The organism is Comamonas sp. UBA7840 (assembly GCF_002501455.1).
Taxonomy (GTDB): domain Bacteria; phylum Pseudomonadota; class Gammaproteobacteria; order Burkholderiales; family Burkholderiaceae_C; genus Comamonas; species Comamonas jiangduensis.
Genome location: NZ_DLTI01000022.1, coordinates 104,479 through 129,727, shown reverse-complemented (window position 1 = coordinate 129,727; position 25,249 = coordinate 104,479). Strand labels below are relative to the sequence as shown.

General features: G+C 61.9%; 24 protein-coding genes. 9 read left to right on the top strand and 15 right to left on the bottom strand.

The window, feature by feature from the left end:
- Positions 1-70 precede the first annotated feature (70 nt).
- Positions 71-262 carry a YqaE/Pmp3 family membrane protein gene (locus tag B3R00_RS07705; RefSeq protein ID WP_219162874.1) on the bottom strand — a complete coding sequence of 64 codons (192 nt, stop codon included), beginning with the start codon at positions 260-262 and terminating at the stop codon, positions 71-73.
- Between the two features lie 345 nt (positions 263-607).
- Here B3R00_RS07705 and B3R00_RS07700 point away from each other — a divergent pair, with 345 nt between their 5' ends.
- A complete protein-coding gene (locus B3R00_RS07700; protein WP_286998461.1) occupies positions 608-1,105 on the top strand; it encodes a YbhB/YbcL family Raf kinase inhibitor-like protein in 498 nt (165 codons plus the stop codon).
- Between the two features lie 210 nt (positions 1,106-1,315).
- Here the strand turns inward: B3R00_RS07700 and B3R00_RS07695 are convergent, their stop codons facing one another.
- The gene (locus B3R00_RS07695) at positions 1,316-1,957 is read right to left on the bottom strand and encodes a histidine phosphatase family protein (RefSeq protein WP_286998459.1); all 642 of its coding nucleotides are present in this window, start codon (positions 1,955-1,957) and stop codon (positions 1,316-1,318) included.
- 335 nt (positions 1,958-2,292) lie between these two features.
- On the opposite strand from B3R00_RS07695, the gene B3R00_RS07690 reads away from it, so the two are divergent.
- Genes B3R00_RS07690 through B3R00_RS07675 form a run of 4 tightly spaced genes read left to right on the top strand, consistent with a single transcriptional unit; the run spans position 2,293 to position 7,561 of the window.
- Positions 2,293-3,891: an ABC transporter substrate-binding protein gene (locus B3R00_RS07690; RefSeq protein WP_286998458.1), complete on the top strand. Its 1,599-nt coding sequence runs from the start codon at positions 2,293-2,295 to the stop codon at positions 3,889-3,891.
- A 4-nt stretch (positions 3,892-3,895) separates the two neighbouring features.
- A complete protein-coding gene (locus tag B3R00_RS07685; RefSeq protein ID WP_042414653.1) occupies positions 3,896-4,861 on the top strand; it encodes an ABC transporter permease in 966 nt (321 codons plus the stop codon).
- A 10-nt stretch (positions 4,862-4,871) separates the two neighbouring features.
- Complete coding sequence (locus tag B3R00_RS07680) at positions 4,872-5,810, top strand: ABC transporter permease (RefSeq protein ID WP_286998454.1); 939 nt, start codon at positions 4,872-4,874, stop codon at positions 5,808-5,810.
- Between the two features lie 2 nt (positions 5,811-5,812).
- Positions 5,813-7,561: an ABC transporter ATP-binding protein gene (locus B3R00_RS07675; RefSeq protein WP_286998453.1), complete on the top strand. Its 1,749-nt coding sequence runs from the start codon at positions 5,813-5,815 to the stop codon at positions 7,559-7,561.
- Between the two features lie 651 nt (positions 7,562-8,212).
- On the opposite strand, the gene B3R00_RS07670 is transcribed toward B3R00_RS07675, so the two are convergent.
- The 3 genes from B3R00_RS07670 to B3R00_RS07660 all read right to left on the bottom strand — a co-directional run bounded on the left by B3R00_RS07670 (position 8,213) and on the right by B3R00_RS07660 (position 11,461).
- Positions 8,213-9,301: a DUF4062 domain-containing protein gene (locus B3R00_RS07670; protein ID WP_286998451.1), complete on the bottom strand. Its 1,089-nt coding sequence runs from the start codon at positions 9,299-9,301 to the stop codon at positions 8,213-8,215.
- A 537-nt stretch (positions 9,302-9,838) separates the two neighbouring features.
- Positions 9,839-10,732, bottom strand: coding sequence for an EamA family transporter (locus tag B3R00_RS07665; protein WP_286998449.1), 894 nt, complete (start codon positions 10,730-10,732; stop codon positions 9,839-9,841).
- A gap of 267 nt (positions 10,733-10,999) precedes the next feature.
- Positions 11,000-11,461: a methyltransferase family protein gene (locus B3R00_RS07660; RefSeq protein ID WP_286998448.1), complete on the bottom strand. Its 462-nt coding sequence runs from the start codon at positions 11,459-11,461 to the stop codon at positions 11,000-11,002.
- A gap of 295 nt (positions 11,462-11,756) precedes the next feature.
- Here B3R00_RS07660 and B3R00_RS07655 point away from each other — a divergent pair, with 295 nt between their 5' ends.
- Entirely contained in the window at positions 11,757-11,951 is a 195-nt protein-coding gene (locus tag B3R00_RS07655) for a heavy-metal-associated domain-containing protein (protein WP_286998447.1), read from the top strand.
- Between the two features lie 94 nt (positions 11,952-12,045).
- Here B3R00_RS07655 and cueR read toward each other — a convergent pair whose 3' ends face one another.
- The 6 genes from cueR to B3R00_RS07625 form a co-directional block, all read right to left on the bottom strand.
- A complete protein-coding gene (gene cueR, locus B3R00_RS07650; protein WP_286998446.1) occupies positions 12,046-12,534 on the bottom strand; it encodes a Cu(I)-responsive transcriptional regulator in 489 nt (162 codons plus the stop codon).
- A 251-nt stretch (positions 12,535-12,785) separates the two neighbouring features.
- Positions 12,786-15,281 carry a heavy metal translocating P-type ATPase gene (locus B3R00_RS07645; RefSeq protein WP_286998444.1) on the bottom strand — a complete coding sequence of 832 codons (2,496 nt, stop codon included), beginning with the start codon at positions 15,279-15,281 and terminating at the stop codon, positions 12,786-12,788.
- 205 nt (positions 15,282-15,486) lie between these two features.
- Entirely contained in the window at positions 15,487-15,993 is a 507-nt protein-coding gene (locus tag B3R00_RS07640) for a DUF2501 domain-containing protein (RefSeq protein ID WP_286998442.1), read from the bottom strand.
- Between the two features lie 296 nt (positions 15,994-16,289).
- Complete coding sequence (locus B3R00_RS07635; protein ID WP_286998440.1) at positions 16,290-16,997, bottom strand: DUF4136 domain-containing protein; 708 nt, start codon at positions 16,995-16,997, stop codon at positions 16,290-16,292.
- 186 nt (positions 16,998-17,183) lie between these two features.
- Entirely contained in the window at positions 17,184-18,155 is a 972-nt protein-coding gene (gene ttcA / locus B3R00_RS07630) for a tRNA 2-thiocytidine(32) synthetase TtcA (protein ID WP_376747613.1), read from the bottom strand.
- A gap of 5 nt (positions 18,156-18,160) precedes the next feature.
- Positions 18,161-18,535 carry a dihydroneopterin aldolase gene (locus B3R00_RS07625; RefSeq protein ID WP_045267681.1) on the bottom strand — a complete coding sequence of 125 codons (375 nt, stop codon included), beginning with the start codon at positions 18,533-18,535 and terminating at the stop codon, positions 18,161-18,163.
- Positions 18,536-18,781: 246 nt separating this feature from the next.
- Here B3R00_RS07625 and B3R00_RS07620 point away from each other — a divergent pair, with 246 nt between their 5' ends.
- The 3 genes from B3R00_RS07620 (at position 18,782) to trxC (ending at position 20,604) form a co-directional block, all read left to right on the top strand.
- Positions 18,782-19,792, top strand: a complete 1,011-nt coding sequence (locus B3R00_RS07620; RefSeq protein WP_312425268.1) for a class I SAM-dependent methyltransferase — start codon at positions 18,782-18,784, stop codon at positions 19,790-19,792.
- A 17-nt stretch (positions 19,793-19,809) separates the two neighbouring features.
- A complete protein-coding gene (locus B3R00_RS07615) occupies positions 19,810-20,016 on the top strand; it encodes a DUF2905 family protein (RefSeq protein ID WP_174862422.1) in 207 nt (68 codons plus the stop codon).
- 147 nt (positions 20,017-20,163) lie between these two features.
- Entirely contained in the window at positions 20,164-20,604 is a 441-nt protein-coding gene (gene trxC / locus B3R00_RS07610; protein WP_286998436.1) for a thioredoxin TrxC, read from the top strand.
- A gap of 34 nt (positions 20,605-20,638) precedes the next feature.
- Here the strand turns inward: trxC and B3R00_RS07605 are convergent, their stop codons facing one another.
- The 4 genes from B3R00_RS07605 to B3R00_RS07590 form a co-directional block, all read right to left on the bottom strand.
- Positions 20,639-21,799 carry an aminotransferase class V-fold PLP-dependent enzyme gene (locus B3R00_RS07605; RefSeq protein ID WP_286998434.1) on the bottom strand — a complete coding sequence of 387 codons (1,161 nt, stop codon included), beginning with the start codon at positions 21,797-21,799 and terminating at the stop codon, positions 20,639-20,641.
- 102 nt (positions 21,800-21,901) lie between these two features.
- Positions 21,902-23,080 carry a GGDEF domain-containing protein gene (locus B3R00_RS07600; RefSeq protein WP_286998432.1) on the bottom strand — a complete coding sequence of 393 codons (1,179 nt, stop codon included), beginning with the start codon at positions 23,078-23,080 and terminating at the stop codon, positions 21,902-21,904.
- 71 nt (positions 23,081-23,151) lie between these two features.
- Entirely contained in the window at positions 23,152-23,517 is a 366-nt protein-coding gene (locus B3R00_RS07595) for a DUF779 domain-containing protein (RefSeq protein ID WP_286998431.1), read from the bottom strand.
- 139 nt (positions 23,518-23,656) lie between these two features.
- A complete protein-coding gene (locus B3R00_RS07590) occupies positions 23,657-25,177 on the bottom strand; it encodes an aldehyde dehydrogenase family protein (RefSeq protein WP_286998430.1) in 1,521 nt (506 codons plus the stop codon).
- Positions 25,178-25,249: the final 72 nt, after the last annotated feature.

Genomic DNA, 25,249 nt, shown 5'->3' with positions numbered 1-25,249 from the left:
CGCTGCACATCCTCAATAAAAAAGGAGCGCAACGCGCTCCTTTTTTATGGGATTTTAGGGTGCAGCCGTATCAACGGCCACCCAGTGCTTCTTTGATTTTCTGGTCGGTTTTGTACTGGCTCAAGGCATAAACCGCCCAGATCGCTGCTGGCACCCAGCCGATCAATGTGATTTGCAGAAGCAAGCACAGCAAGCCCGCAAAAGGGCGGCCGATGGTGAAAAACACGGAAAAGGGCAAAAGCAAAGCAAGCAGCAGGCGCATGGCAGAACGGGGTGAAAACCAGAAAAAGTCGACAACGAAGGTCGCAATCTAGCATTCGTCAGCAAAACCGTGGCTGCCTTGGGTCAAGCCGCAGGCAGGGATGCTGCCTGCTGTGGGGCTCGCTTCGGGCTAGATGCTGTGTGCGGTTACACCTGTGGCACCTGGCGCAGGGCTTGGGCCAGCGGCATCGTGCCCACCCCGGCTGTGCATGCGCTGCGCCAGCAGCAAAGCACAAGCGTGGAAACAAGAGGTTTTCTTGAATAAAGCCATGCGCTTGCAGGCTCCGTGAAACGGGCTGCCTGCAGCAGGCATACTGCACAGCTTGTGACCAAGGAGATCGCCAACATGACAACTTTCACCCTGACCAGTCCCGACATTCCTGCAGGCGGCACGATTGCGCCCGTGTTTGAGTCCGACATGTTCGGATGTGGCGGCGCCAACGCATCGCCGGTTTTGCAATGGAGTGGCGCCCCCGAAGGCACGCAAAGTTTTGCAGTGACCGTGTACGACCCCGATGCACCCACAGGCTCCGGCTGGTGGCACTGGATGGTGGTGGACATTCCTGCCAGCGTGACCCGTCTGGCGGCCAATGCCGGGGAAAAAGGCGGTGCCAACTTGCCCGCAGGCGCGCGCCAAATGCGCAACGACTACGGCATTTTTGCGTGGGGCGGCATGTGTCCACCGCCCGGTGACAAGCCGCACCGCTACATCTTCACCGTGCATGCGCTGTCGGTGGCCAAGCTGGATATGCCAGACGACGCCACCACCGCCATTGGCGGCTTCATGATCAACGCCAACACGATCGCCAAGGCGTCGTTCACATCGACCTATGCACGTGCCTGAATGGCGTGAGTTTTTATAGGGATTGCCTGCACCCGCCAGCAGGGGCTCTCAAATAAAAGAGCGGCTAGCGCTTGTCTATCAATGGTTTGCGATGCAAAACTATCGTAAATCGTTATAGAGCAAGCGCTGGCTGCTTCTTTTTTCTTCGCCTGTGCCGCAGCCCCGGTGTGCGCAGACGTGCACATGCGCTGCAGCCTGGCAGGTGATGAATCAGCTGATGAATTCGTCGCGTACCGCTTGCGACAGGTGGGCCGTATCGCCCCAGCCCACCAGCGTCAGCCCCTCGGGGGTCCACAGCAGGCGGTTGATGGCGGCGTTACCCAGCTCCCAGCTGCGCGGCGCTTGCAGGTCTTGGCGCGTGGCCAGGCGGTACAGCATGTCCATCACGCCGCCGTGCGCCACTAGCGCAATTTGCCCGCCCAGGTGCTGGGCAGCCAGACGGTCTACGGTGTGCTGAATGCGCCCGCGCAGCATGTGCAGCGATTCGCCGCCGCCGTCGGGCACAAATTCGGGGTCGCGCTTGCGCCAGCGCAGCGCGTGCTCGGGCGACTCGGCCTCAATCTCGTGGAAGGTGCGGCCTTCAAAACTGCCAAAACAGCGCTCGCGCAGCCCCGTGTCGGGCTGCACGGGGCAAGCGGTGGCGCTGCCCACGGCCTGCGCGGTTGCCAAGGCGCGCTGCAAGTCACTGCTGTAGATGGCGTCAAACTGCTCATCGGCCAGCGCAGCGCCCACACGCTGGGCTTGCCACAGGCCCACGTCATTGAGCGGAATGTCCAAATGCCCCTGGATACGGGCATCCACATTCCAGGAGGTTTCGCCATGGCGGATGGCAACGATACGGGTAGCGTGCATGCGGCATACAGGCGGGTTCAGCGCCCAAAGTCAAAACAGAGCAAACAGGCCCGAGCGCTGCAAAGCGCAGCGCGGGCCAGCCCACCATTGTCCGGCATTCGTGCATACCTTGCCTGAAGCGGCAGCACAAGGATTTTTGCGTGAAGGCACAGAAATGCATGAGCTTATTGCGTGGCGTTACGTGTGCTTCGCTATAAAGATGAGCGGATAACAAATCAAACGACAGGCGGTAAGGGCGCAGCAGGTGCATTTTTTGCTTGCTAGGCCTAACCCTAGAGCGACTTATCCGTGGCTCGTGGCATACCGTCAACTTCACCTTCCTTTTTGGAGACAACATGATCTTGAAGACCCTGGGCACTGCGATGCTGGCCGCTGGCCTTTTGACTTCCGCCGCATTGGTGCAAGCTGAAACCGTACGCTGGGCACGCTCTGCCGATGTGACCACCCTGGACCCCCACGTCTTCAACACGGGCACCAACTTTGTGTTGATGCACCAGATGTATGAAACCCTGGTCAACCGTACCAACGACGGCAAGCTGGTGCCCCTGCTGGCCACCGAGTGGAAGTTGCTCGAAGGTGATCCGACCGTGTGGGTCTTCAAGATTCGCCCCAATGTGAAATTCCACGACGGCAAGCCGCTGACCGCCAAGGACGTGGTCTTCTCGCTCAACCGTGCCAAAGGCCCGAATGCGCAGGTGAAGTCGCTGCTGGCTTCGGTGGAAGACATCAAGGCGGTCGATGACTTGACCGTGCACGTCAAAACCAAAGGCCCGAACCCGATTTTCCCGAACAATCTGACCAACATCTTCATCATGAATGAGGCGTGGGCCAAGGCCAACGGCGCGCTGGAGACGCAAGACGCCACCAGCAAGACCGAAAATGGAGCCACCCGCGCCGTCAACGGCACCGGCGCTTTCACGCTGGCCAGCCGCGAAGTGGACAGCCGCACCGTGATGAAGCAAAACCCCAACTACTGGGGCAAAGGCAAAGTGGGGGATGTGACCGAACTGGTGTACCTGCCCATCAAGTCGCCCGCCACCCGCGTGGCGGCCTTGCTGTCCGGTGAGGTGGACTTTGCCCAAGACATCCCTGCGCAAGACGTGGCGCGCCTGAAGCAAGACGCCAAGCTGCGCATCAACGAGGGGCCAGAAAACCGCTCCATCTTCCTGGGCCTGAACGTGGGTGCGGCAGAACTCAAGTCCAGCAACGTCAAGGGCAAGAACCCCCTGGCCGACCCCAAGGTGCGCCACGCGATGGAGCTGGCGATTGACCGCGACGCCATCAAGCGCTCGGTGATGCGCGGCCTGTCCAACCCCTCGGGCGTGATGGCGCCGTCGTTTGTCAATGGCTACGACAAAGCCATGGCCGCCTACCCCAAGGCCGATGTGAACAAGGCCAAGGCCTTGCTGGCGGAAGCGGGTTACCCCAATGGTTTTACCCTCACCTTGCACTCGCCCAACGACCGCTATGTGAACGACGAAGCCATCAGCACCGCGATTGCTGGCTTCCTGGGCCGCGTGGGCATTAAGACCGAAGTGTCCTCGCGCCCTATCGCGCAGCACAGCGTGTCCATCGTGAATGCCGACAGCGACTTCTACCTGTACGGCTGGGGTGTGCCCACCTATGACTCGGCCTACATCTTCGACTTCCTGGTCGCAACACGCGGCAAGGAAGGCCGCGGCGCGCAGAACGCCACGCACTACAGCAATCCTGAGCTGGACGCCAAGATCATCTCGCTGTCTTCGGAAAGCGATGTGGCCAAACGCAACGCCACCATCAAGGACATCTGGCAAGTGGTGCAAAAAGAGCGCTTCTACATTCCGCTGCATGACCAGGTCATCCACTTCGCTTCGGTCAAGTCCATCAACGTTCCCGTGCACCCCGACAACGTGCTGCACTTCAAGGACGTGAAGATCAACAAGAACGCGAAGTAAAACCATGCTGGTCCATCTGCTGCGCAGACTGGGCCAGTCAGTTTTGGTACTGCTGGCCGTCTCGCTCATTTCCTTCATGGTGTTTCGCCATATTGGCGACCCCACCATCAGCTTGTTGGGCGAAGACGCCACGCTGGAAGAACGCACCGCCCTGGTCGAAGAGCTGGGCTTTAACAAATCCGTCCCCATGCAATACCTGTCCTATGTGGGCAAGGTGGTGCAGGGGGATCTGGGGATCTCGTACCGCTTGAAGCGCCCCGTGGCCGACGTGATTGCCGAACGTCTGCCCGCCACGCTGGAGCTGGCCATGACCGCCGCCGTGCTGGCGCTGGTGATCGGCGTGGTGCTGGGTGTCTATACCGCGATCCGCAAGGATGGGTGGCTCAGCCGCTCCATCATGACGGTGTCGCTGGTGGGTGTGTCGCTTCCGACCTTCCTGATTGGTATTGGTCTGATCTATCTGTTCGCCGTCGAATTGCGCTGGCTGCCGTCCTTCGGGCGGGGCGAGACCGTCAAGATCGGCGGCTGGGAAACCGGTTTCCTCACGGCCTCGGGCTGGGCGGCGCTCATCATGCCGGCCATCACGCTGGGCTTCTACAACATGACGCTGATCATGCGCCTGGTGCGTGCCGAGATGCTGGAGGTGCTGCGCTCCGACTACATCCGCTTCGGCCGTGCGCGCGGCCTACATGAGAAAAGCCTGTACTTCGGCCATGCGCTGCGCAACACGCTGATCCCCGTGATCACCATTGCCGGTCTGCAGATCGGCTCGCTGATCGCCTTTGCCATCGTCACGGAAACCGTGTTCCAGTGGCCGGGCGTGGGCCTGTTGTTCATCTCTTCGGTGCAGGGTGTGGACGTGCCGCTGATTGCCGCCTACCTGATGTTCATCGCGCTGCTGTACGTGGTGATCAACCTGTTCGTGGACTTTTTGTATGTGCTGGTGGACCCCCGCCTGCGAAAGAAATAAGGGGGCTGCAATGACCGAATCTCTCAAACCTGCGCCGGCCCCGACTGGCTGGAAGGCCAGCGACTCGCCCGTCAAGCGCGCGTTTGCCAAGTCGCGCCTGGTCCAAGTGGCCACCGGCGTGCTGGCCCTGCTGGTGCTGGCCACCATTTGCGCGCCGCTGCTGGCGCTGCACAACCCCTTCGATCCGGGCAGCCTGGACCTGATGGACGCCTTCACCCCGCCCTGGAGCCAGGGCATGGGCGAGATGTTCTACCCCCTGGGGGCGGACGACCAGGGCCGTGACGTGTACTCGGCCATCCTGTATGGCCTGCGCATGTCCGTGTTCGTGGGCGTATCGGCCGTGGCGCTGTCGCTGATCATCGGCGTGCCGCTGGGCCTGATCGCCGGCTATGCCGGTGGCTGGTTCGACACGCTGCTGATGCGCATCGCCGACGTGCAGCTGACCTTCCCGGTCATTCTGGTGGCGCTGCTGATCTTCGGCATCGCCCGTGGCCTGCTGCCCGAGGGCTACCGCGACGACATGGCCGTGTTCGTGATCATCATCGCCATCGGCTTGTCCGACTGGGTGCAGTACGCGCGCACCGTGCGCGGCGCCGTGATGGTGGAAAAGCAGAAGGACTATGTACTGGCAGCTCAGCTCATTGGCCGCTCGCAAACCGCCATCCTCACCAAGCACATCCTGCCCAACATGCTGGCGCCCATCCTGGTGATCGCCACCATCAGCTTTGCGCACGCCATCGTGGCAGAGTCCACGCTGTCCTACCTCGGCGTTGGCCTGCCGCCCACCGCGCCCTCGCTGGGCACCCTGATCCGCATCGGCCAGAGCTTTTTGTTCTCCGGCGAATGGTGGATCCTGCTGTTCCCCTCGCTGGTGCTGCTGGCCCTGGCCCTGTCCGTGAACCTGGTCGGCGACTGGCTGCGCGACGCCCTGAACCCCAAGCTGCAATAAACATGACCCCAGACACACACCAACCCGTGCCTGCCGGTGATGTCACCGGCACCCCCGTGCTGCGCGTGCGCAACCTCAGCGTCACCTTCGACACCTACAAGGGCCCCGTGCACGTGCTGCACGACGTCTCTTTCGACATCTTCCCCGGTGAAATCCTGGGCGTGGTCGGTGAATCCGGCGCCGGCAAGTCCATGACCGGCTCGGCCGTCACAGGCCTGATCGAGGCACCGGGCCGCATCTCCGGCGGCACGGTGGAGCTGCAGGGCCTGCGCATCGACCACCTGCAGGGCGAAGACCTGCGCCGCATCCGCGGCAAGCGCATCGGCACCATCTTCCAGGACCCGCTGACCAGCCTGAACCCGGTCTACACCGTGGGCGACCACCTGGTCGAAACCATCCGCACCCACCTGCCGGTGAGCGAGAAGGAAGCCGAAGCCCGCGCCCTGGCGCTGCTGGAAGAGGTGGAAATCCCCCATGCCAAGGAGCGCATGGCGCAGTACCCGCACCAGTTCTCGGGCGGCATGCGCCAGCGCGTGGCGATTGCCCTGGCGCTGTGCGCCGAGCCCGAGCTGATCATTGCCGACGAGCCCACCACGGCGCTCGACGTGTCGGTGCAGGCGCAGATCATTGCCCTGCTGCGCCGTGTCTGCAAGGAGCGCGGCGCTGCCGCCATGCTGATCACGCACGACATGGGCGTGATCGCCGAGACGGCCGACCGCGTCATGGTCATGTACCACGGCCGGGTGCTGGAAACCGGGCCCGTGCGCCAGGTGCTGGACGCCCCGCGCGACCCCTACACCCAGGTGCTGATGGCCGCCATCCCCAGCGTGCACCAGCGCGTGGAACGCCTGCCCGTGCCCGAAGTGGGCGGTGGCCCGGTCGCCAAGGCCGTGCCGTGGACGCCCAAGGATGTCGCTGCGGGCGCCGATGCAGCCAGCGCAAAGCCGCTGTTGGAGGTCAAAGACCTGTGCAAGGACTATGACCTGTCAGCCGGCTGGCTGGCCCGCCTGCTGGCGCGCGAGGAGAAGAAAATCCTCAAGGCGGCCGACCACGTCAGCTTCAGCATCCGCAAGGGCACGACCTTCGGCCTGGTGGGCGAATCCGGCTCCGGCAAATCCACCGTGGCACGCATGGTGGCCGGGCTGACCCCGCCCACCAGCGGCCAGATCCTGTTCGACGGCGTGGACAAATGGAGCCCCGCGGCCAACACCGTGGCCATGCGCCGGCGCTTCCAGATGATCTTCCAGGACCCGTACGCCAGTCTCAACCCGCGCTGGACGGTGGAGCAGCTGATTGCCGAACCCCTGGTGGTGCTGGGCCTGAGCAGCGGCCCGGCCGAGACGGCCGAGCGCGTGCAGGAAGCCCTGCGCCGCGTGCGCATGAAGCCCGACGACGCCAAGAAGTACCCGCACCAGTTCTCTGGCGGCCAACGCCAGCGCATCGCCGTGGCGCGCGCCCTGGCCAGCAAGCCGGAGTTCATCATCTGCGACGAGCCCACCTCGGCCTTGGACGTGTCGGTGCAGGCCCAGGTGCTGAACCTGATGCGCGATCTGCAGGACGAGTTCGGCCTGACCTATCTGCTGATCAGCCACAACCTGGCCGTGATCCGCCACATGTGCGACGACATCGGCGTCATGCAGCGCGGCAAGCTGGTGGAAGTGGGCGATGCGCAGGTGGTGCTGGACGATCCGCAGCATGCCTATACCAAGGATTTGATGGCGGCGATTCCGGACATTGCGCACGTTCATTGAACGTGGGGCAGCTTGGGGACCGCTGCTTTCACAACTTGGTTTGGATGAGAAGGCTCACGGCTTCGGCTGTGGGCCTTTTTTGATTGTTGGTATTTTTGGCTTCTAGCGCTTATGTAAAAAGCGCTGGCAGCTATGTTTTTTGTGTTTCTTGGTTTGGCGCTTGCTGCGTGTTTGTTGGCAGAGGCCGGGAGTCGCCCGGCGGCGACCCGATTTCTTTTGCTTCGTCAAAAGAAACCGGGGAAAGAAAAGACGACGCTTGCAGCGGGCTGATCCGGCGGAACTCACTGCGTTCCTGCGTCGCTGCGTTCAAACAGCCGCCGGAAATATGCAGGACATCCACGAAGTAAGGCGCGACGCTTGCGCGCGCGGGGCTTTGGCAAGTGGAGTCGAGAAGTTTGAGAGGCTGTTTTCGACCGAGGCTGTGTGAAAACTCGCCCGAACATGAAATTCAGGGGTCTTCTCACCATTACCTCGGTCAAAAAAAAACGCATACAGAGCGATCTGAGAGGTCGTTTTTTTGTTGATGCCAGTGCTTCATGCGTTTTCACACAGCCTCGACCCAAAGCAGACATCCACTAACGTTCGACATAAGCGCCATGACGCGGCAGGCGAAGCCTGCCGTGGCATGTCCGCTTGATGGGGGGGGTAGGTTCAACCGGGCTTCTTGCGCACGGAACGTTTCGCCGGAGCTTTGCTCGCACTCTTGGCGCTCGCAGTGGTTGCATCACCGGATTCACCCTTGGCATCCACTATCGCCCGCTCCGTAGCGTTTTGCGAAGCAGCATCATCCTTTAATAGAAGCTTCCGCTCCATTTCGGCAAGAAATGCACTGCCTTCCCTAGTAATGGCGTATCTACGGTAGCGGGCACCAGCAACCTTTTCGTTGACCGTCAATCCGTGAACTTGGAGCTTTGGACACACGTTGTAGAAGAAGAACGTCTCAGCTTCACTCGTGCCGGCTGCGTTCGTAACACCGTTGATGAACGTATCCTTGTTTCCATAGAAGAGACTGAGCAAATCGAGCTTCGTTTCCTTGCCGTCAGCGAGAGAAGCCGGAATCTTTACCTCTATGGCGCGGAGCACCTTGCGCAGTTGCTGGAACGACTCATTAGCCTTGGTTGTTTGAGAAGAGGCGCGCTTCTCCTGCTCAGCAAGAGATTCCTTGAGCTGGCGGTTTTCCTCGGCAAGCTTGCGAATCTCGTCGAAGAGCGGCTTTGTGTCGATGACCTCGTCCGCGGACACCCAGCCTTTCAGATCGCGGTTAGCCGCAAAGTCTGCCAGGCTTTCGTGCACACAGAGTTTGATGTCTTTTGGATCATCAAAAAATGAAGATATGTTGCTAAGTACTTTTTCTCGAAAGAGTGCCAGCTCTTTCGGATTCTCCTTCTCCATGTACACGGTGCCACCTGCTTTGACTTTGGCCTCGAGCGCCGACTCGGTTATCACGACAGCGAAGAGTGGCTTCGACTGCTGAACAGCGTAGTCATACTCAAGCTCGGTGTAGCTCATTCCCGAGGTCTTTTCGACAGAACCGTAGCGGCCGCCAAGGATCAGCATGTAGACATCTGACTCATCTATCCACTGCTTGATCGTTTCCATCTGCGAACGGTCTCCCGCTGTGAACAACTCCATGCCGGCTGGGATATGGCCGGCTTTCAATATAGCGCTGACGGCAGCTTGCCTTTCTGGCAGCAGATCGGTGTACGTGCTTGAGACGAAGATTTGTAGGCGGCGCTTCATGCGATTCTCGTTGGTGCTGTGGAACCTAACTAGATTTAGACGACAGACGAAAAATCCTGTCGTTCTCATAAAAATGAATCTATTTGGATTTTTGAGGGTGAGCAATCACAATCAAAATTTTTAGGCAAACCTAAAATTTTCCAGATTATTGCAAGGAGTCCGAAGACCAATGATGGAATGACGGCTTGTGGCCGATAGCCGCGATAGGTTGCAGAGCGCTAACGTCCCCACCCCACGCGCGCGTAAGCGTCGCGCGTGCCAAGATTTAAAAATCCAATCTCCGGCGGCTGTTTGAGCGAAGCGCTGTAAGCGCGCAGCGAGTTCCGCCGGATAGCCGCCTGCAAGGCGCGCGTTTTCTTTCCCCGGTTTCTTTTGGCAAGACAAAAGAAATCGGGTCGCCGCCGGTCGACTACCGGCTCCTGTCTTAAAACAAAGCAAGTCGTAAAAAAGAAAAAAGGCCTGAGACCCCCAACAAGGTTTCAAGCCTTTTATGCCGCTAACGCTGACGTATCAAGCGCCACCAGCTACGTTTTTAGATCAAGCAGCCTCCGCCACCGCGGGCGCTGGCTTCACCCGCCGCGCCTGGGCCGTCAAGGCGCAGCCCATGGAGGCGGTCATGATCAGGCCAACCGCCACGCATTGCGTGAAGCTCAGCACCTCGCCCAAAAACACCAGGGCCAAGAGCGCGGCCACGGCGGGTTCCATGCTGGTCATGGTGCCGAAGACGTGCTTGGGCAGGTGCTTTAGGGCGAACAGCTCCAGCGAGATCGGGATGGCGCTGGAGATCAGGGCAACGCCCAGGCCGGTCAGCAGCACGCTGGGCGACAGCAGCGCGGCACCTGCATGCGCCACGCCCACGGGCACGACTACTAGGGCGGCCACCGCCGCACCTAAGGGGGCGGTAATGCTGATGGGCAGGTGACCCACGCGCTTGCCAAAGACGATGTAGCAGGCCCAGCCGATGGCGCCGATGCTGGCGTAGGCAATGCCTGCGGGGTCGAGCGTGTGCACGTCATGGCCCAGGGGCAGCAGCAGGCCCAGACCGATCACGGCCAGCGCAATCCACCCATAGTCCAGCGGCCGGCGCGATGACCACACGGCCACACTCAAGGGGCCGGCAAATTCAATCGCCACGGCAATGCCAAACGGCAGGGTGCGCAGTGCCAGGTAAAACGACAGGCACATGATGCCCAGCGTGGCGCCGTACAGCGCAATCGAGCGCAGGTCTTGGCGCGCAATCGGGGTGCGCCAGGGGCGCCAGAACAGCAGCATGAGCGTGGCCGAAAAGCCCAGCCGCAGCGCGGTGGTGCCTTGTGCGCCCACTTCGGGGAAGAGGGCGTTTTTGGCCCACGACGTGCCAGTGCACAAGAACACGATGGAGCCAAAAATGGCCAGTATGGGAAGCAAATAAGCGGGGCGCTGGGCAGACATAGAGCGTGAATGTAGCGCTTTGGTGTGGGGCCTGCTGCTTGCTGGGATGGCCGGGCGGCGGCGCATGCCGCAGGTGCGGCGCAGCGTGTGACAAAAGCAGGGGGGGCAGTGGTTTGCTGCGGGGCTGAAGTGCGGTTTTTGCAGCGGACGGGTGCGCAAGATGACAAGCTGGTTTGTAAGCCTTTTCATGCGCCAGCGCTTGTCGGCAAGCGCTGGCTGCTATTTTTTCTGCTGCCAAGGGCTGAGGGCGCACCGTGCCCCTGTGCTTTACAGCCAGCGGCGCACCTGCGCGCGATAGCGCTGAAACCCGTCACCAAAAATTTGCGCCAGTGCGCGCTCTTCGGGGGCAATCTGAAAGCGCTGGATGTACAGCACAAAGGCCAGCACGCCCAGCAAGGCCCACGGCGCGGCCAGGTAGCAGGCCCAGGCCAGCAGCAGCAAGGCAAACCCCACATACATGGGGTTGCGCGAATAGCGGTACACGCCCGTGCGCACGAGGCTGGAAGCGGTGTCTGGCTTTAAGGGGTTGACCGTGGTGTGCGCCTGCCGAAAAGACCACACCCCCGCCACACAAAACGCTGCGCCGGTAAGCAGCGCCAGCAAGGCCACGCCCCAGCGCAGCGGCGCAGCCAGTGCCACGATGGGGCTGTACTGCGCGATGCCCCACATCAGCAGGGCGCAAGCGGTAGCGACCAGTGGCGGGGGGATTTTGTGTTCCAAGGCGTGCATGCATCACTCCGGGTAGGGGGACAGTTAGAAAGTTGCCAGCATGAAGCTTGAAGTCGCTGCAAGGTCAAGCAGCTGGAAAGTGCCTGAAAAATGCCTGCATGGGTTGCCGAAGCTGAGGCAGTCTGCAGAAAAAATTTGTGGCAGGGGTTTAAGGTGTTTTTGGCACTTAGCGCAGGTGCAGCAAGCGCTGAAAGCTCTTGGATTGATAGCTGAGATGCATGCATGGAACCGCTTGACCTTGCCACCATGTCAATGCTTACGCTGTCTGCATTCCCTAGACACAAGGAGTGGAACCATGCAATTTCAGATTGACAGCATGACCTGCGGCGGCTGCGCCCGCAGCGTCACCAAGGCAATCCAATCCGTGGATGCCGCCGCGCAGATGACGGTGGACATTCCCACCCACACGGTGCAGGTGCAGACCACGGCCCCGCAGGCTGCGGTGGTGGCGGCGCTGGAAGAGGCGGGCTACCCTGCGCAGGTGCTGTAAGCGCTGCCTCCGCGCAATAAAAAGGCCATGTGCGTTGGTGCATGGCCTTTTTTTGTGGATGGCAGAGGACGTTGGACCGCAGCGCAGCCCATGGCTAATGCTGCTTGGGTGGGCAGCAAGTTGCACCGTCTGCAGGTTGTGCGCTGTCCGTGCGGTTTGCATTGCCGCGGGTTGGTGGATGTGGTGCGCAGAGGTCGGCCGTCTCCAGCCCTTGCAAAATCGGGCAGTCGGGCCGTTCATCGCCCGCGCAGCAGGCGGTCAGCGCCTGCAGGGTGTCGGACATCTGCTGCAGCTCCTGGATGCGCCGCTGCAGGTCCTGGATGTGCTGCAGCGCCACGCGCTTCACGTCCGCGCTTTTCCGGCTGCGGTCCCGCCACAGGTCCAGCAGGTCGTGAATCTCCGCCACCGCAAACCCCAGATCGCGTGCGCGGCGGATGAAGCGCAGCATGTGCACATCCGACTCGCTGTACGCGCGGTAGCCGGACTCGGTGCGGTGGATGGGCGGAATCAGCCCCACCGACTCGTAATAGCGAATCATCTTGGCCGACACGCCCGAGGCCTTGGCCGCTTCTCCGATGTTCATAGGCTTTCTCCGAAAATTTTCACAGTGCACCGATGGTTGGGAACATGTGGCACAGCGCTGGCACTACGGCAGACCTGCCGCAGCGCTGCTGCGAGACAGGTCTGCATCCATCTCCTGACTCGCCGTGGATGTTTGAGCGGCGCGCTGGTACAGCGCATCTTTGGTGACTTTCTGGGCGCACCCAGAAAGTCACTCGGCCGCCGGGACGAACTCCCGGCCTCTGCCGTCAAAGACGGGATGGTCGCAATCGATCAGGCCGCAGCCTCTGCCATCGGCGCCTTAAAGCTGCGCAAGCGCAAGGCATTGCCCAGCACAAACACACTCGACAGCGCCATGGCTCCGGCCGCAAAAATCGGCGACAGCAGGACACCATACGCGGGATAGAGCGCGCCGGCGGCCACGGGGATCAGCGCCGTGTTGTAGGCAAAGGCCCAGAACAGGTTCTGCCGGATATTGCCCATGGTGGCCTTGGACAGCGCAATCGCATTCGGCACGCCCTGCAGGTTGCCAGACATCAGCACCACGTCGGCGGCTTCCACGGCCACGTCGGTGCCGGTGCCGATCGCGATGCCGACATCGGCAGCGGCCAGCGCGGGGGCGTCGTTGATGCCATCGCCGACAAAGGCGACATGGCCGTGCGTGGCCTGCAGCTGCTGCAGCGTGGTCACCTTGCCTTCGGGCAGCACCTCGGCCACCACTTCGTCAATGCCCAGGCGCGCGGCAATCGCCTGCGCGGTGCGGGCGTTGTCGCCGGTGATCATGATGACCTTCAGTCCCAGGGCATGCAGGGCGGCAATCGCGCCGGGCGTGCTGGGCTTGATGGGGTCGGCCACGGCGATGATGGCGGCCAGTTGCCCATCGATTGCCACGTACAGCGGCGATTTGCCTTCGCTGCCCAGGCGCGCCGCCGTGGGGGCGAAGCGCGCCACGTCCAGCCCCAGGGCGTGCATGAAGCGGTCGGCACCGACCTCCACGCGCTGGCCCAGGGCCGTGGCGCGCACGCCCATGCCGGTGATGGAGGCAAAGTCGCTGAGGGCGGGCACGGTCAGCTGCTCGTGCTCGGCGGCTTGCACGATGGCACGGGCAATCGGGTGCTCGGAGCGCGATTCGGCGGCCGCGGTCAGCGCCAGCACCTGGGCGCGGTCAAAGCCCTCGGCCACTTCCAGGTCGGTCAGCGCGGGGTGGCCTTCGGTCAGGGTGCCGGTTTTGTCTACTGCCACGGCCTGGGTGTTCTTCAGCAGCTGCAGCGCCTCACCCTGGCGGAACAGCACGCCCAGCTCGGCGCCCCGTCCGGTACCCACCATGATGGAGGTGGGGGTGGCCAGGCCCATGGCGCAGGGGCAGGCGATGATGAGCACGGCCACGGCATTGACCAGCGCAAAGCTCAGCGCCGGCGCGGGGCCGAACACCAGCCACACCAGGAAGGTGAGCACGGCGGCGGCCATCACGGCGGGCACGAACCAGAGCGTGACCTTGTCCACCACGGCCTGGATGGGCAGTTTGCCGCTCTGTGCCTGCTCCACCAGCCGGATGATCTGCGCCAGCACGCTGGCACTGCCCACGGCCGTGGCGCGCAGGGTGAAGGCACCAGTCTGGTTGACGGTGCCGCCCACCACGCGGTCATCGATGGTTTTGGCGACGGGCACGGGCTCGCCGGTGATCATGGATTCGTCCACATAGCTCTGGCCGTCCAGCACCGTGCCGTCCACGGGCACGCGCTCGCCGGGGCGCACCTGGATGAGGTCGCCAGTCTGCACGTCGGCGGCCGGCAGCTCCACCCACTGCCCGTCGCGCTGCACGCGCGCCGTCTGCGGCTGCAGGCCGATGAGCCGCTGGATGGCCTGCGAGGTACGGCCCTTGGCGCGGGCCTCCAGCATGCGGCCCAGCAGGATCAGCGCGACGATGACGGCGGCGGCCTCGAAGTACACGTTCACCGTGCCGGCGGGCAGCAGGCTGGGCAGGAAGGTGGCAACCACTGAATAGCTGAACGCCGCCAGCGTGCCCACGGCGACCAGCGAATTCATGTCTGGCCCGCCGCGCAGCAGCGCGGGTAGCCCCTTGGTGTAAAAGCGCCGCCCGGGAATCAACAGCACCAGCGCGGTCAGCACACACTGCAGATACCAGCTGTTTTGCAGGCCGATGGTGCCCGCCACCCAGTGGTGCATGCCGGGGATCAGGTGCGAGCCCATCTCCAGCACAAACACCGGCAGCGCCAGCACCGTGGCCAGGGTGAAGTCGCGCTGCAGCGCGGCGTATTCGGCTTCCTTGTGCGCGGCCTGGGCCTCGGCTTGCGCCCGCGCGGCCTGGGTGTCGATGGGTTGGCCGGTGTAGCCGGCCTTGTCCAGCGCGGCCAGCAGGGCCTCCAGCGTGGCACTGCCTTGCACCGTGGCGCGCTCGGTGGCCAAGTTCACCTGGGCCGCTGTCACGCCGGGCACTTTTTTCAGGGCACGCTCCACCCGGCCGACGCAGCTGGCGCAGGTCATGCCCTCGACGGCCAGCTCGATGGTCTGGCTGGGCACCTCGTAGCCGGCTTTTTCAATCGCTTGAACCACGGCGGCCATGTCGAGCTTGCCCGCAGGCTGGATGTGGATGCGTTCGGTGGCCAGGTTGACACTGACCTCGGCCACGCCCTGTACTTTGCGCACGGCTTTTTCGACCCGGCCCACGCAGCTGGCACAGCTCATGCCTTGCACGGGCAGGCTGAGGGCCGCAGTGGCGGAAGGAGATGCTGGAGTGGGGGCATTCATACGCAGAACCTGTATCTCGAGGAGAAGGAATGGAAGCTAGCCTAATCCTTGACATCATGGGAAGGTCAAGCGCAGGGGTATGGCGCTGCTGCAAGGCAGAAAAAAGGCCAGCAGCGATTGCAAGCCTTTTTGGCATTTAGCGCTGATGTAGCAAGCGCTGGCAGCTATGGTTTGCGTATTGAATGCGTGAGACGCATCGAACGCGTCAAAGCAAAGATTTGGCGTTGTCCAGCACAAAGTCGCAGGCTTTTTCCTTGAGGTCGCCTTGGAGCTTGTCCATGCTGAATGTTTGCCCGTTGCTGCCGGTAATCATGCCGCCCAGGCCCTGCATATAGCCCGGGTCTTTGGGCGCCTGTTGCTGCTGCGTGCCCATGCCCAGTTTGCCCAGCAGCTGGGCTTTCACCTGTTCGGCCTTGTTGGGGTTCAGGTAGTTGTTTTTCAGGCAATAGGTGATCACACCTGCCGCATTGCCGGCCGAGCCCGACGCCGGCACGCCCAGCGAAGACAGTAGCCCTCCAGCCGCGCCGCCACTACCGCTGCCCAGCAGGCCGCTCAAGGCCGATGTGCTGCCGCTGCTTTCGGCGGGGGTGCCGCTGCCGCCGAACTGCGTGGCTTGCTGGCGCAAGGTGTCGCCCCAGTTGGCGGCTTGGGCTGTCCAGGCAGCTGCGCACCAAGCGGTGCCCAGGGCGATGCTGCGTATCCAATGTTTCATAGCTCACTCCCAAAAAGGATTGCAATGCACGCAAGTTACCACGCAGTGCGGCCGCAGGGCTGTGGGCGCATGTAGCCATTTGAAAAGTGGGCGGTGGTGGGGGCTTGTATGAGGGGACAAAGCTGCGTAGGGCAGTGCCTTCCCGGGGCGCCTACGGGGGGGGCTGCGCATGGAGCGGCGTGCGGATGGCCGGTGGCCATAGCCTCGGTTGGAGCACATATAAAAAAACAGGCATCCAAGGCCTGTTTTTTATCGAACCACGCTGCAAGCGTTGCCAATGTGGCAGTGCTATACGTTCAGCGGTTCACGGGTGCAGGCGCCGTCACGGCTGGCGTTGCCGTGCTTGGGGTTGCGCCAGCGGGGGCGTTGGGAGACTTGGTAGCCAACGGGGTAAGCGTGGTGCGCACGGTGCGGCTGCCCTGCGGGGGATGGGGGAAGTCGCTCAGTGCGGCATCGAACAAGATGTTCCAGATCACGTTGTCGTCCATCCACACTTCATCGTAGGTGGCCGACGTTTCGTAGACGATTTTCTGGCTTTGCTGGTCGCGCAGCACCAGCTTGACGCCTCGGTAATACACCATGGGCGGGGTATCCATCCATTGCATGCCCATTCCGACGCGGGGGCCGCCCCAGCCCATGCCAAAGCCGAAGCGTGGGCCGTAGAACCAGTCGTCATATGCAGGGTGGTAGGCGCGGCCTTGGCTGGCGTTGGCGCCAACTTGCACGACCAAGCGGGCCAGGTCAGGGCGTGGATCGCGCGTTAGGCCCACGCGCTGCAGGGCTTTTTCTGCGGCAGCCTCCACCTTGGCAAAGCTTTGCTGCTGGCTTTGGGACGGCAACAGTTCCATGCGGTAGGTGGCTGGCAGGGTGATGCCCGCCATGCTGGAGTAGCTTTGGACGCTGGAGGTGATCTCACGGGGGCCGCTGGCACAGCCCGCTAACAATGCCGCGCCGGCAATCAGTGCAGCGCAGGTCCAGCGACGAGATGGGGGGAGGTGGTTCATGGGAGGTACTCCTCGTTCATGGTTGTTCTTTGCCTGAACGTCAGATCAACGATACACCGAGCAAGTTCCGGGTGCATGCAGGCCGTGTGCTCAAAGCCGGTTTTTGCATAAAAAAAGCCCCGCCTTGGCACGGGCGGGGCTGGAGTAGTGGCTCAGTGGCGCAGTGCCTAGAGCATGGCAGCGGATTTAGCCAATTTGAACCACTTGCACGCCACCGGGCAGGGTGGGGGCGGTGGGCAGCTCTTCATGGTCAAACGCCATGTCTCCGTTCGGGTCGGCAATGCCGGTGGCCTTGGCGTCCTTGAAGTTGTGCAACTGGGGGTCCATCATGTGCGTGGTCACGATGTTGCCCATGGCGCGGAACATGCTCTCGATGCGGCCGGGGAACTTCTTGTCCCACTCGCGCAGCATGTCGCCCACGGCCACGCGCTGCAGGCCGTCCTGGCTGCCGCACAGGTTGCAAGGAATGATGGGGAAGTTCTGGTACTGCGCCCAGCGTGCGGTGTCCTTTTCGGGCACATAGCACAGGGGGCGAATCACCACGTGCTTGCCATCGTCCGACACCAGCTTGGGCGGCATGCCCTTCATGCGGCCGCCGTAGAACATGTTCAGCATCAGCGTCTGCACGATGTCGTCGCGGTGGTGGCCCAGCGCTACCTTGGTGCAACCCAGGCGGTCGGCCACCGAGTACAAAATGGCACGGCGCAGGCGCGAGCACAGGCCACAGGTGGTCTTGCCCTCTGGAATCACGCGTTTGACCACCGAGTATGTGTCTTGCGTTTCGATGTGATAGTCCACGCCGATGGACTGGAAGTACTCGGGCAGGATGTGGTCAGGAAAGCCAGGCTGCTTCTGGTCCAGGTTCACAGCCACGATCTCGAACTTCACGGGCGCACGTTTTTGCAGCTTGCGCAGGATGTCCAGCAGGGTGTAGCTGTCCTTGCCGCCGGACATGCAGACCATGATCTTGTCGCCTTCTTCGATCATGTTGAAGTCCATGACCGCACGGCCGACTTCGCGGCACAGGCGCTTTTCCAGCTTGATCTGCTCGCGCTCGATCTTGATCTTGCCGGGCTTGGCCTCGGCAGCAGCATCTGCTGCGGGGTTTTCGGCAACGGCTTCTTCGGCCATCCAGGGGTTTTCGGTCACAGCATTCATGGGGTTCACCATTGTCCGGTTTCGACGCGAATGGCTACTTCGCAGTCGTCAAAAATCTCTAACTTGGCAATCTTCACACGCACGCCCAGCACGCCGGGCAGTGCCATCAGGTTTTGCGCCAGCACACCGGTCAGGCGCTCCAGCAGGTCGGTATGACCGGCAGTGCACGTGTCGATGATGGCGTTGCGCGCCAGTCGGTAGTCCAGCACCTGGGCAATATCATCGCTGGCGGGCAACAGGGGCTGCACACCCATGTTCAGCTCGGCATCGACCTGAATGGGTTGGGCTGCCTCACGCTCGAAGTCAAGAATGCCCAGGCGTGCGTTCAAGCGCAGCCCTGAGAGCGAAATCGTGCGTTGACCGGTGGTAACCGATGACATAGTGGGTGCCCAGAGCGCCGCTGGCAGGCCTGCATCTTCTGGCAATTTGCGTATCAATCTTGGTGGGAGGGCACCGTCAACAACCTCCTGTGTACTGCGGCTTGCGCCGTTTTGGCACGCAGCGCGCTCCGCTGGGGTGACAATGCAGGGGTCATGACAGAACCCACAATTTTAACGAACGCATTGCGTTTGCATATCGACAAGGCCATTGCCCAAGCGGGTGGATGGATAGGTTTTGACCAATTCATGGCCTTGGCCTTGTACACGCCGGGGCTGGGTTACTACGCCAATGACACGGCCAAGTTTGGTTTCATGCCCGATTCTGGCAGCGATTTTGTGACGGCCCCCGAGCTGTCGCCTGCCTTTGGCCAACTGCTGGCCGCACAGGTGGCCGAGGCCTTGGCCCAGACGGGCACCCATGAAGTCTGGGAGTTTGGCGCAGGCACGGGCGCTCTGGCCTTGCAGGTGCTGGATGAACTGCAGCGCCTGGGCGTGGCCATTGAGCGTTACACCATCGTCGATCTGTCGGGCACGCTGCGCGCACGCCAGCAAGCGCGTTTGGTCGCGCACGCCCCCAAGGTGATGTGGGCCAGTGAACTGCCCGCGCACATGCAAGGCGTGGTGATTGGCAACGAGGTGCTGGATGCCATGCCCGTGCACATCATCGCCCGCGTCAATCGCCAATGGTACGAGCGCGGGATTGCCGTGGAAGAGGGGGAGCTGGTCTGGGCCAACCGCCCCACCGACTTGCGCCCGCCGCTGGAAGTGGAGGGCGAGCACGACTACGAAACCGAGATTCACCCCCAAGGCGAAGCGTTTATTCGCACGCTGGGTGAGCGTTTGCAGTGCGGCGCGGCTTTCTTTATCGACTACGGCTTTGGTGAAGGCGAGTATTACCACCCGCAGCGCCACATGGGCACCATGGTCTGCCACTACCAGCACCAGGTCGACAGCAATCCGCTGGACAAAGTGGGTCTCAAAGACATCACCGCCCACGTTAACTTCACGGGCACCGCCGTGGCGGCCCAGGACGCTGGCATGGAGGTGCTGGGCTACACCACGCAAGCGCACTTTCTCATCAACTGCGGTCTGCAAGCCAAGCTCGATGCGATGAGCGCTACCGAACGCCCCAGCGCCATGAAGCTGATGCTGGAGCACGAGATGGGCGAGCTGTTCAAAGTGATTGGCTTTGCCAAGGGCGTGGAGCCTTGGGATGCCCTGGGCTTTGTGCGCGGCGACCGCACACACCGTCTCTAAGCCACGGAGCCCCCTGCATGATCCGCTGGATGCTGCTGATCTTTATCCTGCTGGTGCTGGTCAACAGCACGTCGGGCATCTTGCGCAAAGTGGGGCTGGGGCGGCTGCCGGGCGATTTCACCTTCCGCCTGCTGGGGCGTGAGGTGTTCATACCCTTTGCCAGCGCGGTGCTGGTGACGGTGCTGCTCTTCAGTACTATCAAGCTGGTGGCTTGGCTGTTTTGATGTAAATGTATAGCTTCTAGCGCTTTATGGATAAGCGTTGGGAGCATATTTTGCATCTAACCTTCAACCGCATGCGGCGTGGGATGGCGGCTTGCAAAACGGTGCGCCGTCACCATGTGTAGGTTTTGCACAAGCCCTGGAGCTGCCATGACCGTTATGGACCCCCTGCACATCGTGTGCCCTCATTGCCACAAAACCAACCGCGTAGCCCAAGCTGCGATGGGCAGCGATCCCCACTGTGGCAGCTGCCACCAAGCCCTGTTCACGGGCGAGCCCGTGCAGTTGGATGCAGACAGCTTTGCCAAGCATGTGGGCCGCAGCCATATCCCCGTGGTGGTGGACTTTTGGGCGCCGTGGTGTGGCCCTTGCCGCATGATGGCACCGGCTTTTGCACAGGCTGCGCAGCAACTCTCTCCCCAGGTGCGTTTGGCCAAACTGGATACCGAAGCTCACCCCCAAGCCGCAGCACCCTACGGCATCCGCAGCATTCCCACCATGATTGTTTTTGACGGCGGCAAGGAAGTCGCCCGTATTTCCGGTGCTTTGCCGGCGGGCGAAATTGTGCGCTGGGTGCAGTCGGTGGTGTAAGGCGCGTGTGGCAACTGCAGTACTGCCGAGGTTTTTAAATGATAGCTGCAGACGCTTGCGCAGACTGCGTTGGAATTGATTTTATGGCATGCAATAGCGCGGTGATATCCGCAGCTGTGGTGTGCCACGCCACCGAGGCTCGCACCACGGCGTCTAAGCCCCGGGCTTGCATATCCAGTGGCGCAAAGCCCATGCCGCTGGCGGCAACCTGAATGTTGTGGCGCAGCAGGGCTTGCTGTACTTGCGCGGGCGTCCATCCTTGCACCGTGAACGCCACAATGGCGCAATCAGCGGGCGCTGAAGGCAGGTGGCGGAGGGTGACGCCGGGCACCGCTGCCAAGGCGCTACGCAGCTGGCTGGCACGCTGGGCAATCGTGGCAAAGCGCTCGGTCCAGCCTGTGGCAGCAGCCTCCTCCAAGGCGGCGAGCCAACCCAGTTTGAGTGCGATGGAGGACTCGGACTGCTCCAGCACACGGGCATCGTGGCGCAATGCGGGGCCTGCAGCGGTGATGGGGCAAGAGACGTGGTCCACGGTCATGGGCTGCAGTTGGGCGGCAAAGCCGGGCTTGAGGTACACCAAGCCGGTGCCTCGGGGGCCGCACAGCCATTTGCGTCCGGGGGCCGTCAGCGCGTCGCAGTGCAGCGCCTGCACATCCACCGGAATGTGTCCTAGCGCCTGCGCCGCATCCACCACATAGGTGATGCGGTGGCGGGCACACAGTTGGCCCACCGCCACGGCGTCATAGATGGTGCTGCCATGAGCTGGCACCCATGTCAGCGCGATGAGGCGCACCCGCTCATCCAGCATGGCTTCCAGCGCGGCCAGATTGATGGCGCCATCGGGCGTGCAGGGCATGGTTTCCAGCACACAGCCGGTGCGATCTTGCAACTGCAGCAGCATGGCGTAGTTGCCACCCCATTCGCCGGGGGCAACCAGCACACGGTCGCCGTGTTGCAGCGCCAGCGCCCCCACAACCGCGCACCAGCCGTGGGTGTTGCCGGTGGTCAGTGCAATGTCTTCCGGCTGGCAGTGCAGCAGTGCGGCCAACTGAGCGTACAGCGCCTGCAACTGCGGCTGTGCCTGCTGCGCTGCGGCGTAAGGGCCTGCGTGCTGCTCACGCTGCAAGTGTGCTGTGATGGCGTGCAAGGCACGGTCTGGCATGAGGCCGCCAGCGGCTTGGTTGAAGTAATGCATGGCGCAAAAGCAGCACAAACTGCGAGAAAGCAAACAGGCTTCATCCTAGCCCAGGAGGGTGGTTACTCCGTCCTTTAGGGGGCGGGTGCTGCCTTGGTGGCCTCAGGCAGTGGTGAGTGCAGCGTCTGGGTTGATGGTGGGTTCTCCTTCCACCTGCAGACAGTTGCGGCCAGTTTTTTTGGCCAGATACATCAGTTGATCGGCACGCTGCAGCGTCTCTTGAAGGCGCTCCTGGGCGCGCAGTCGTACTATGCCAAAGCTGGCTGTCACTTGCCGTTGGGGCTCGGGCGGGCACCAACAGGTGCCAGCCATGTGGGCTTGAATGCGGGCTATCAGTTTTTGGGCTTGCTCAATAGTGGTGTCCTTGAGCGCCAGCACAAATTCATCGCCGCCTAGTCGCGCGGTGACGTCTGCCTCTCGGACCAAGCTTTGCAAAATGTGGCCAAACTGGCGCAGCACCTCATCCCCGGCGGCATGGCCGCACTGGTCATTGATGCCTTTGAAATGATCCAGATCGCACATCACCAGCACACGAAATCCTCTGGCGTAGGGCGTGGGGGTGCAAACTTCTTCAAAGGCCCGGCGGTTGATCAGGTTGGTTAGGCCATCATGGTCCCGCTCTGCGCGCAGCTTGGCCGTGGAGTCCGCCAAAGCGCAGGCGATCAGTGCTGCGGTATACATCGCAATGACGGCGAGCAGCACCAACAGATTGACCCGCAAAAAGGTGATCTCGGTGAGTGGGCCCAGCGGCGCTGGCGTGGCTGTGAGCAGCCCCACAGGGCGCATCCACATCAGCAGTGTGGCCAGCGTAAACAGGGTCACAGCAATGCGATCGGCGGTATGGCGTTGCGGTGCCCTCCAAACGCCTGGCACAACCAGGTACAGCACCATGGCCATGGAGAGCGCAACGATGGCCCTGCGCGCGACCGGGTCAGGGGTGTGGAGGGTGTACCAGGCGATGCCGCCCAGCATCAGCAGGCCGATGGTCCACACGGCATAGGACTGTACGGTGCGGCCCATGCGTATTGCAATGGCACGTGCAGCGTATACCGCTGCTAGCAAATACAGGCTTGCTGCGCCTGCGGCGACAAAAAAACCAGGGTTGGTGCCGCCGAAAATGTCTGTGGCGAAGGCCAACGTCACCAGCGCGTAGCTGCTTGCTTGCCGCAGCAAATAGCGGTGTGCGCGCAGAAAAAAACTACCGATGGTGCAGGCAGCGGCGAGCAGCAGCAGAAAGACCGGAATCGCGACGGCATAGTAGTGAAAGCTCGTTGCATGCATGGGAACCTCGCTCATCGGCATGGAAGGCGGCAAAGCGGGCTTTGTCTGGTGGTGGGGCGGCGTCGCCGTGCTTAGGGCGTGCGCAGGGCGCGCAACTCTTCATCGCTGAACACCCGCGAGCGTGTGAGGAAGGCTTTGCCTTCGGGCCCCTCCAGTGACAGCGTGCCGCCGCCGTGGCCGTCAATCACATCGATGATGAGTTGCGTGTGCTTCCAGTACTCAAACTGCGAGGTGCTCATGTAAAAGGGCAGACCACCGATCTCGCCCAGCTTCACATCACCCGGGCCAATGGTCAGCTCGCCCTCGATGTAGCAGTTGGCGGCGCTGTTGTCGCAGCAACCGCCGGATTGGTGGAAGAACAAATGGCGCCCGTATTTGGCCTTGAGCACCTCAATCAGCGCCAAGGTGGCGGGCGTGGCAATGACGCGATCAACCATGGGTGCTCCTTGTTGAAAAAGATAGCTGCTAGCGCTTGATGGGTAAGCGCTAGTGGCTGTTTTTATTGCAATTTTTAGGATGGGAGTTGGTTCGGTTGGCCGGTGTAGCACCTCGCCTGCGGGGTGCTACACCCACCGTTTAGAAGAACCCCAGTTTGGATTCGGAGTAGCTCACCAGCAAGTTCTTGGTCTGCTGGTAGTGGTTGAGCATCATCTTGTGGTTCTCACGCCCCACGCCCGATTCCTTGTAGCCGCCAAACGCTGCGTGCGCGGGGTAGTGGTGGTAGCAGTTGGTCCACACGCGCCCCGCCTTGATGCCGCGCCCCATGCGGTAGGCCACGTTGCCGTTGCGGCTCCAGACGCCCGCGCCCAGGCCATAAAGCGTGTCATTGGCCAGCTCCAGTGCTTCGGCTTCGGTTTTGAAGGTGGTCACGGCCAGCACGGGTCCAAAGATTTCTTCCTGGAAAATGCGCATTTTGTTGTGGCCTTTGAAGATGGTGGGCTGCACGTAGTAGCCCCCTTCCAGCGCACCGCCCAGTTGGGCCTGCGCGCCGCCAATCAGCACTTCGGCACCCTCTTGTTTGCCCAGATCGAGGTAAGAGAGGATTTTGGTCAGTTGCTCCTTGCTGGCCTGCGCGCCCATCATGGAGCTGGGGTCCAGCGGGTCGGCATGCTTGATAGCGGCCACGCGCTTGAGCACCCGTTCCATGAACTTGTCGTAGATGGACTCGTGAATCAGCGCCCGTGATGGGCAGGTGCAGACTTCGCCCTGATTGAAGGCAAACAGCACCAGGCCTTCAATGGCCTTGTCCAGAAAGCTGTCGTCCTGGTCCATCACATCGGCAAAGAAGATGTTGGGCGACTTGCCGCCCAGCTCCAGCGTGGCCGGAATCAGGCTGTTGGCGGCGGCCTGGGCAATCACGCGGCCCGTGCTGGTGGAGCCGGTGAAGGCAATCTTGGCAATCCGCTTGCTTTGCGCCAGCGGCATGCCCGCCTCACGGCCAAAGCCGTTGACGATGTTGAGCACACCCGGTGGCAACAAATCACCAATGATGCCCATGAGCACCAAGATTGAGATGGGCGTTTGCTCGGCAGGTTTGAGCACCACGCAGTTGCCTGCGGCCAGTGCAGGGGCCAGCTTCCACGCTGCCATTAGGATGGGGAAGTTCCACGGAATGATCTGCCCCACCACGCCCAGCGGCTCATGGAAGTGGTAGGCCACGGTGTCGTTGTCGATCTGGCTGATGCCGCCTTCCTGCGTGCGGATGGCCCCCGCAAAGTAGCGAAAGTGGTCGGCGGCGAGCGGAATATCTGCGTTCAGCGTTTCGCGGATGGCTTTGCCGTTGTCCACCGTTTCCACATAGGCCAGCAGCTCTTTGTTGGCGTCAATACGGTCGGCAATCTGCAGCAAGATATTGCTGCGTTCGGTGGGGCTGGTTTTGCCCCAGGCATCGGCAGAGGCGTGGGCGGCGTCCAGCGCTTTTTCAATGTCGGCGGCGGTGCCGCGTGCAGCCTGGGTGTAGACCTTGCCGGTAATGGGTGTGGTGACGTCGAAATACTGCCCCTCGCTGGGGGCCACCCACTGACCACCGATGTAGTGGTCATAACGCTTTTGGTAGGTGTGTAGCGCGCCGGACTGACCGGGAAGTGCATAGGCCATGGGAAAACCTCCAGAACAAAGCAAACAGGGATGGGTGGGTGTGGGCACGCGCTGCAAAGTGGCGCCCGACCT

Coding starts and splice junctions, on each gene's coding strand:
- B3R00_RS07600 (WP_286998432.1), bottom strand. CDS start 23,080: ATGCATGCAACGAGCTTTCACTACTATGCCGTCGCGATTCCGGTCTTT.
- B3R00_RS07620 (WP_312425268.1), top strand. CDS start 18,782: ATGGCCTTGGCCTTGTACACGCCGGGGCTGGGTTACTACGCCAATGAC.
- B3R00_RS07625 (WP_045267681.1), bottom strand. CDS start 18,535: ATGTCATCGGTTACCACCGGTCAACGCACGATTTCGCTCTCAGGGCTG.
- cueR (WP_286998446.1), bottom strand. CDS start 12,534: ATGAACATCGGAGAAGCGGCCAAGGCCTCGGGCGTGTCGGCCAAGATG.
- B3R00_RS07705 (WP_219162874.1), bottom strand. CDS start 262: ATGCGCCTGCTGCTTGCTTTGCTTTTGCCCTTTTCCGTGTTTTTCACC.
- B3R00_RS07605 (WP_286998434.1), bottom strand. CDS start 21,799: ATGCATTACTTCAACCAAGCCGCTGGCGGCCTCATGCCAGACCGTGCC.
- B3R00_RS07680 (WP_286998454.1), top strand. CDS start 4,872: ATGACCGAATCTCTCAAACCTGCGCCGGCCCCGACTGGCTGGAAGGCC.
- B3R00_RS07655 (WP_286998447.1), top strand. CDS start 11,757: ATGCAATTTCAGATTGACAGCATGACCTGCGGCGGCTGCGCCCGCAGC.
- B3R00_RS07670 (WP_286998451.1), bottom strand. CDS start 9,301: ATGAAGCGCCGCCTACAAATCTTCGTCTCAAGCACGTACACCGATCTG.
- B3R00_RS07690 (WP_286998458.1), top strand. CDS start 2,293: ATGATCTTGAAGACCCTGGGCACTGCGATGCTGGCCGCTGGCCTTTTG.
- B3R00_RS07665 (WP_286998449.1), bottom strand. CDS start 10,732: ATGTCTGCCCAGCGCCCCGCTTATTTGCTTCCCATACTGGCCATTTTT.
- B3R00_RS07675 (WP_286998453.1), top strand. CDS start 5,813: ATGACCCCAGACACACACCAACCCGTGCCTGCCGGTGATGTCACCGGC.
- B3R00_RS07645 (WP_286998444.1), bottom strand. CDS start 15,281: ATGAATGCCCCCACTCCAGCATCTCCTTCCGCCACTGCGGCCCTCAGC.
- trxC (WP_286998436.1), top strand. CDS start 20,164: ATGACCGTTATGGACCCCCTGCACATCGTGTGCCCTCATTGCCACAAA.
- B3R00_RS07590 (WP_286998430.1), bottom strand. CDS start 25,177: ATGGCCTATGCACTTCCCGGTCAGTCCGGCGCGCTACACACCTACCAA.
- B3R00_RS07615 (WP_174862422.1), top strand. CDS start 19,810: ATGATCCGCTGGATGCTGCTGATCTTTATCCTGCTGGTGCTGGTCAAC.
- B3R00_RS07595 (WP_286998431.1), bottom strand. CDS start 23,517: ATGGTTGATCGCGTCATTGCCACGCCCGCCACCTTGGCGCTGATTGAG.
- B3R00_RS07700 (WP_286998461.1), top strand. CDS start 608: ATGACAACTTTCACCCTGACCAGTCCCGACATTCCTGCAGGCGGCACG.
- B3R00_RS07685 (WP_042414653.1), top strand. CDS start 3,896: ATGCTGGTCCATCTGCTGCGCAGACTGGGCCAGTCAGTTTTGGTACTG.
- B3R00_RS07635 (WP_286998440.1), bottom strand. CDS start 16,997: ATGAACCACCTCCCCCCATCTCGTCGCTGGACCTGCGCTGCACTGATT.
- B3R00_RS07695 (WP_286998459.1), bottom strand. CDS start 1,957: ATGCACGCTACCCGTATCGTTGCCATCCGCCATGGCGAAACCTCCTGG.
- ttcA (WP_376747613.1), bottom strand. CDS start 18,155: ATGAATGCTGTGACCGAAAACCCCTGGATGGCCGAAGAAGCCGTTGCC.
- B3R00_RS07640 (WP_286998442.1), bottom strand. CDS start 15,993: ATGAAACATTGGATACGCAGCATCGCCCTGGGCACCGCTTGGTGCGCA.
- B3R00_RS07660 (WP_286998448.1), bottom strand. CDS start 11,461: ATGCACGCCTTGGAACACAAAATCCCCCCGCCACTGGTCGCTACCGCT.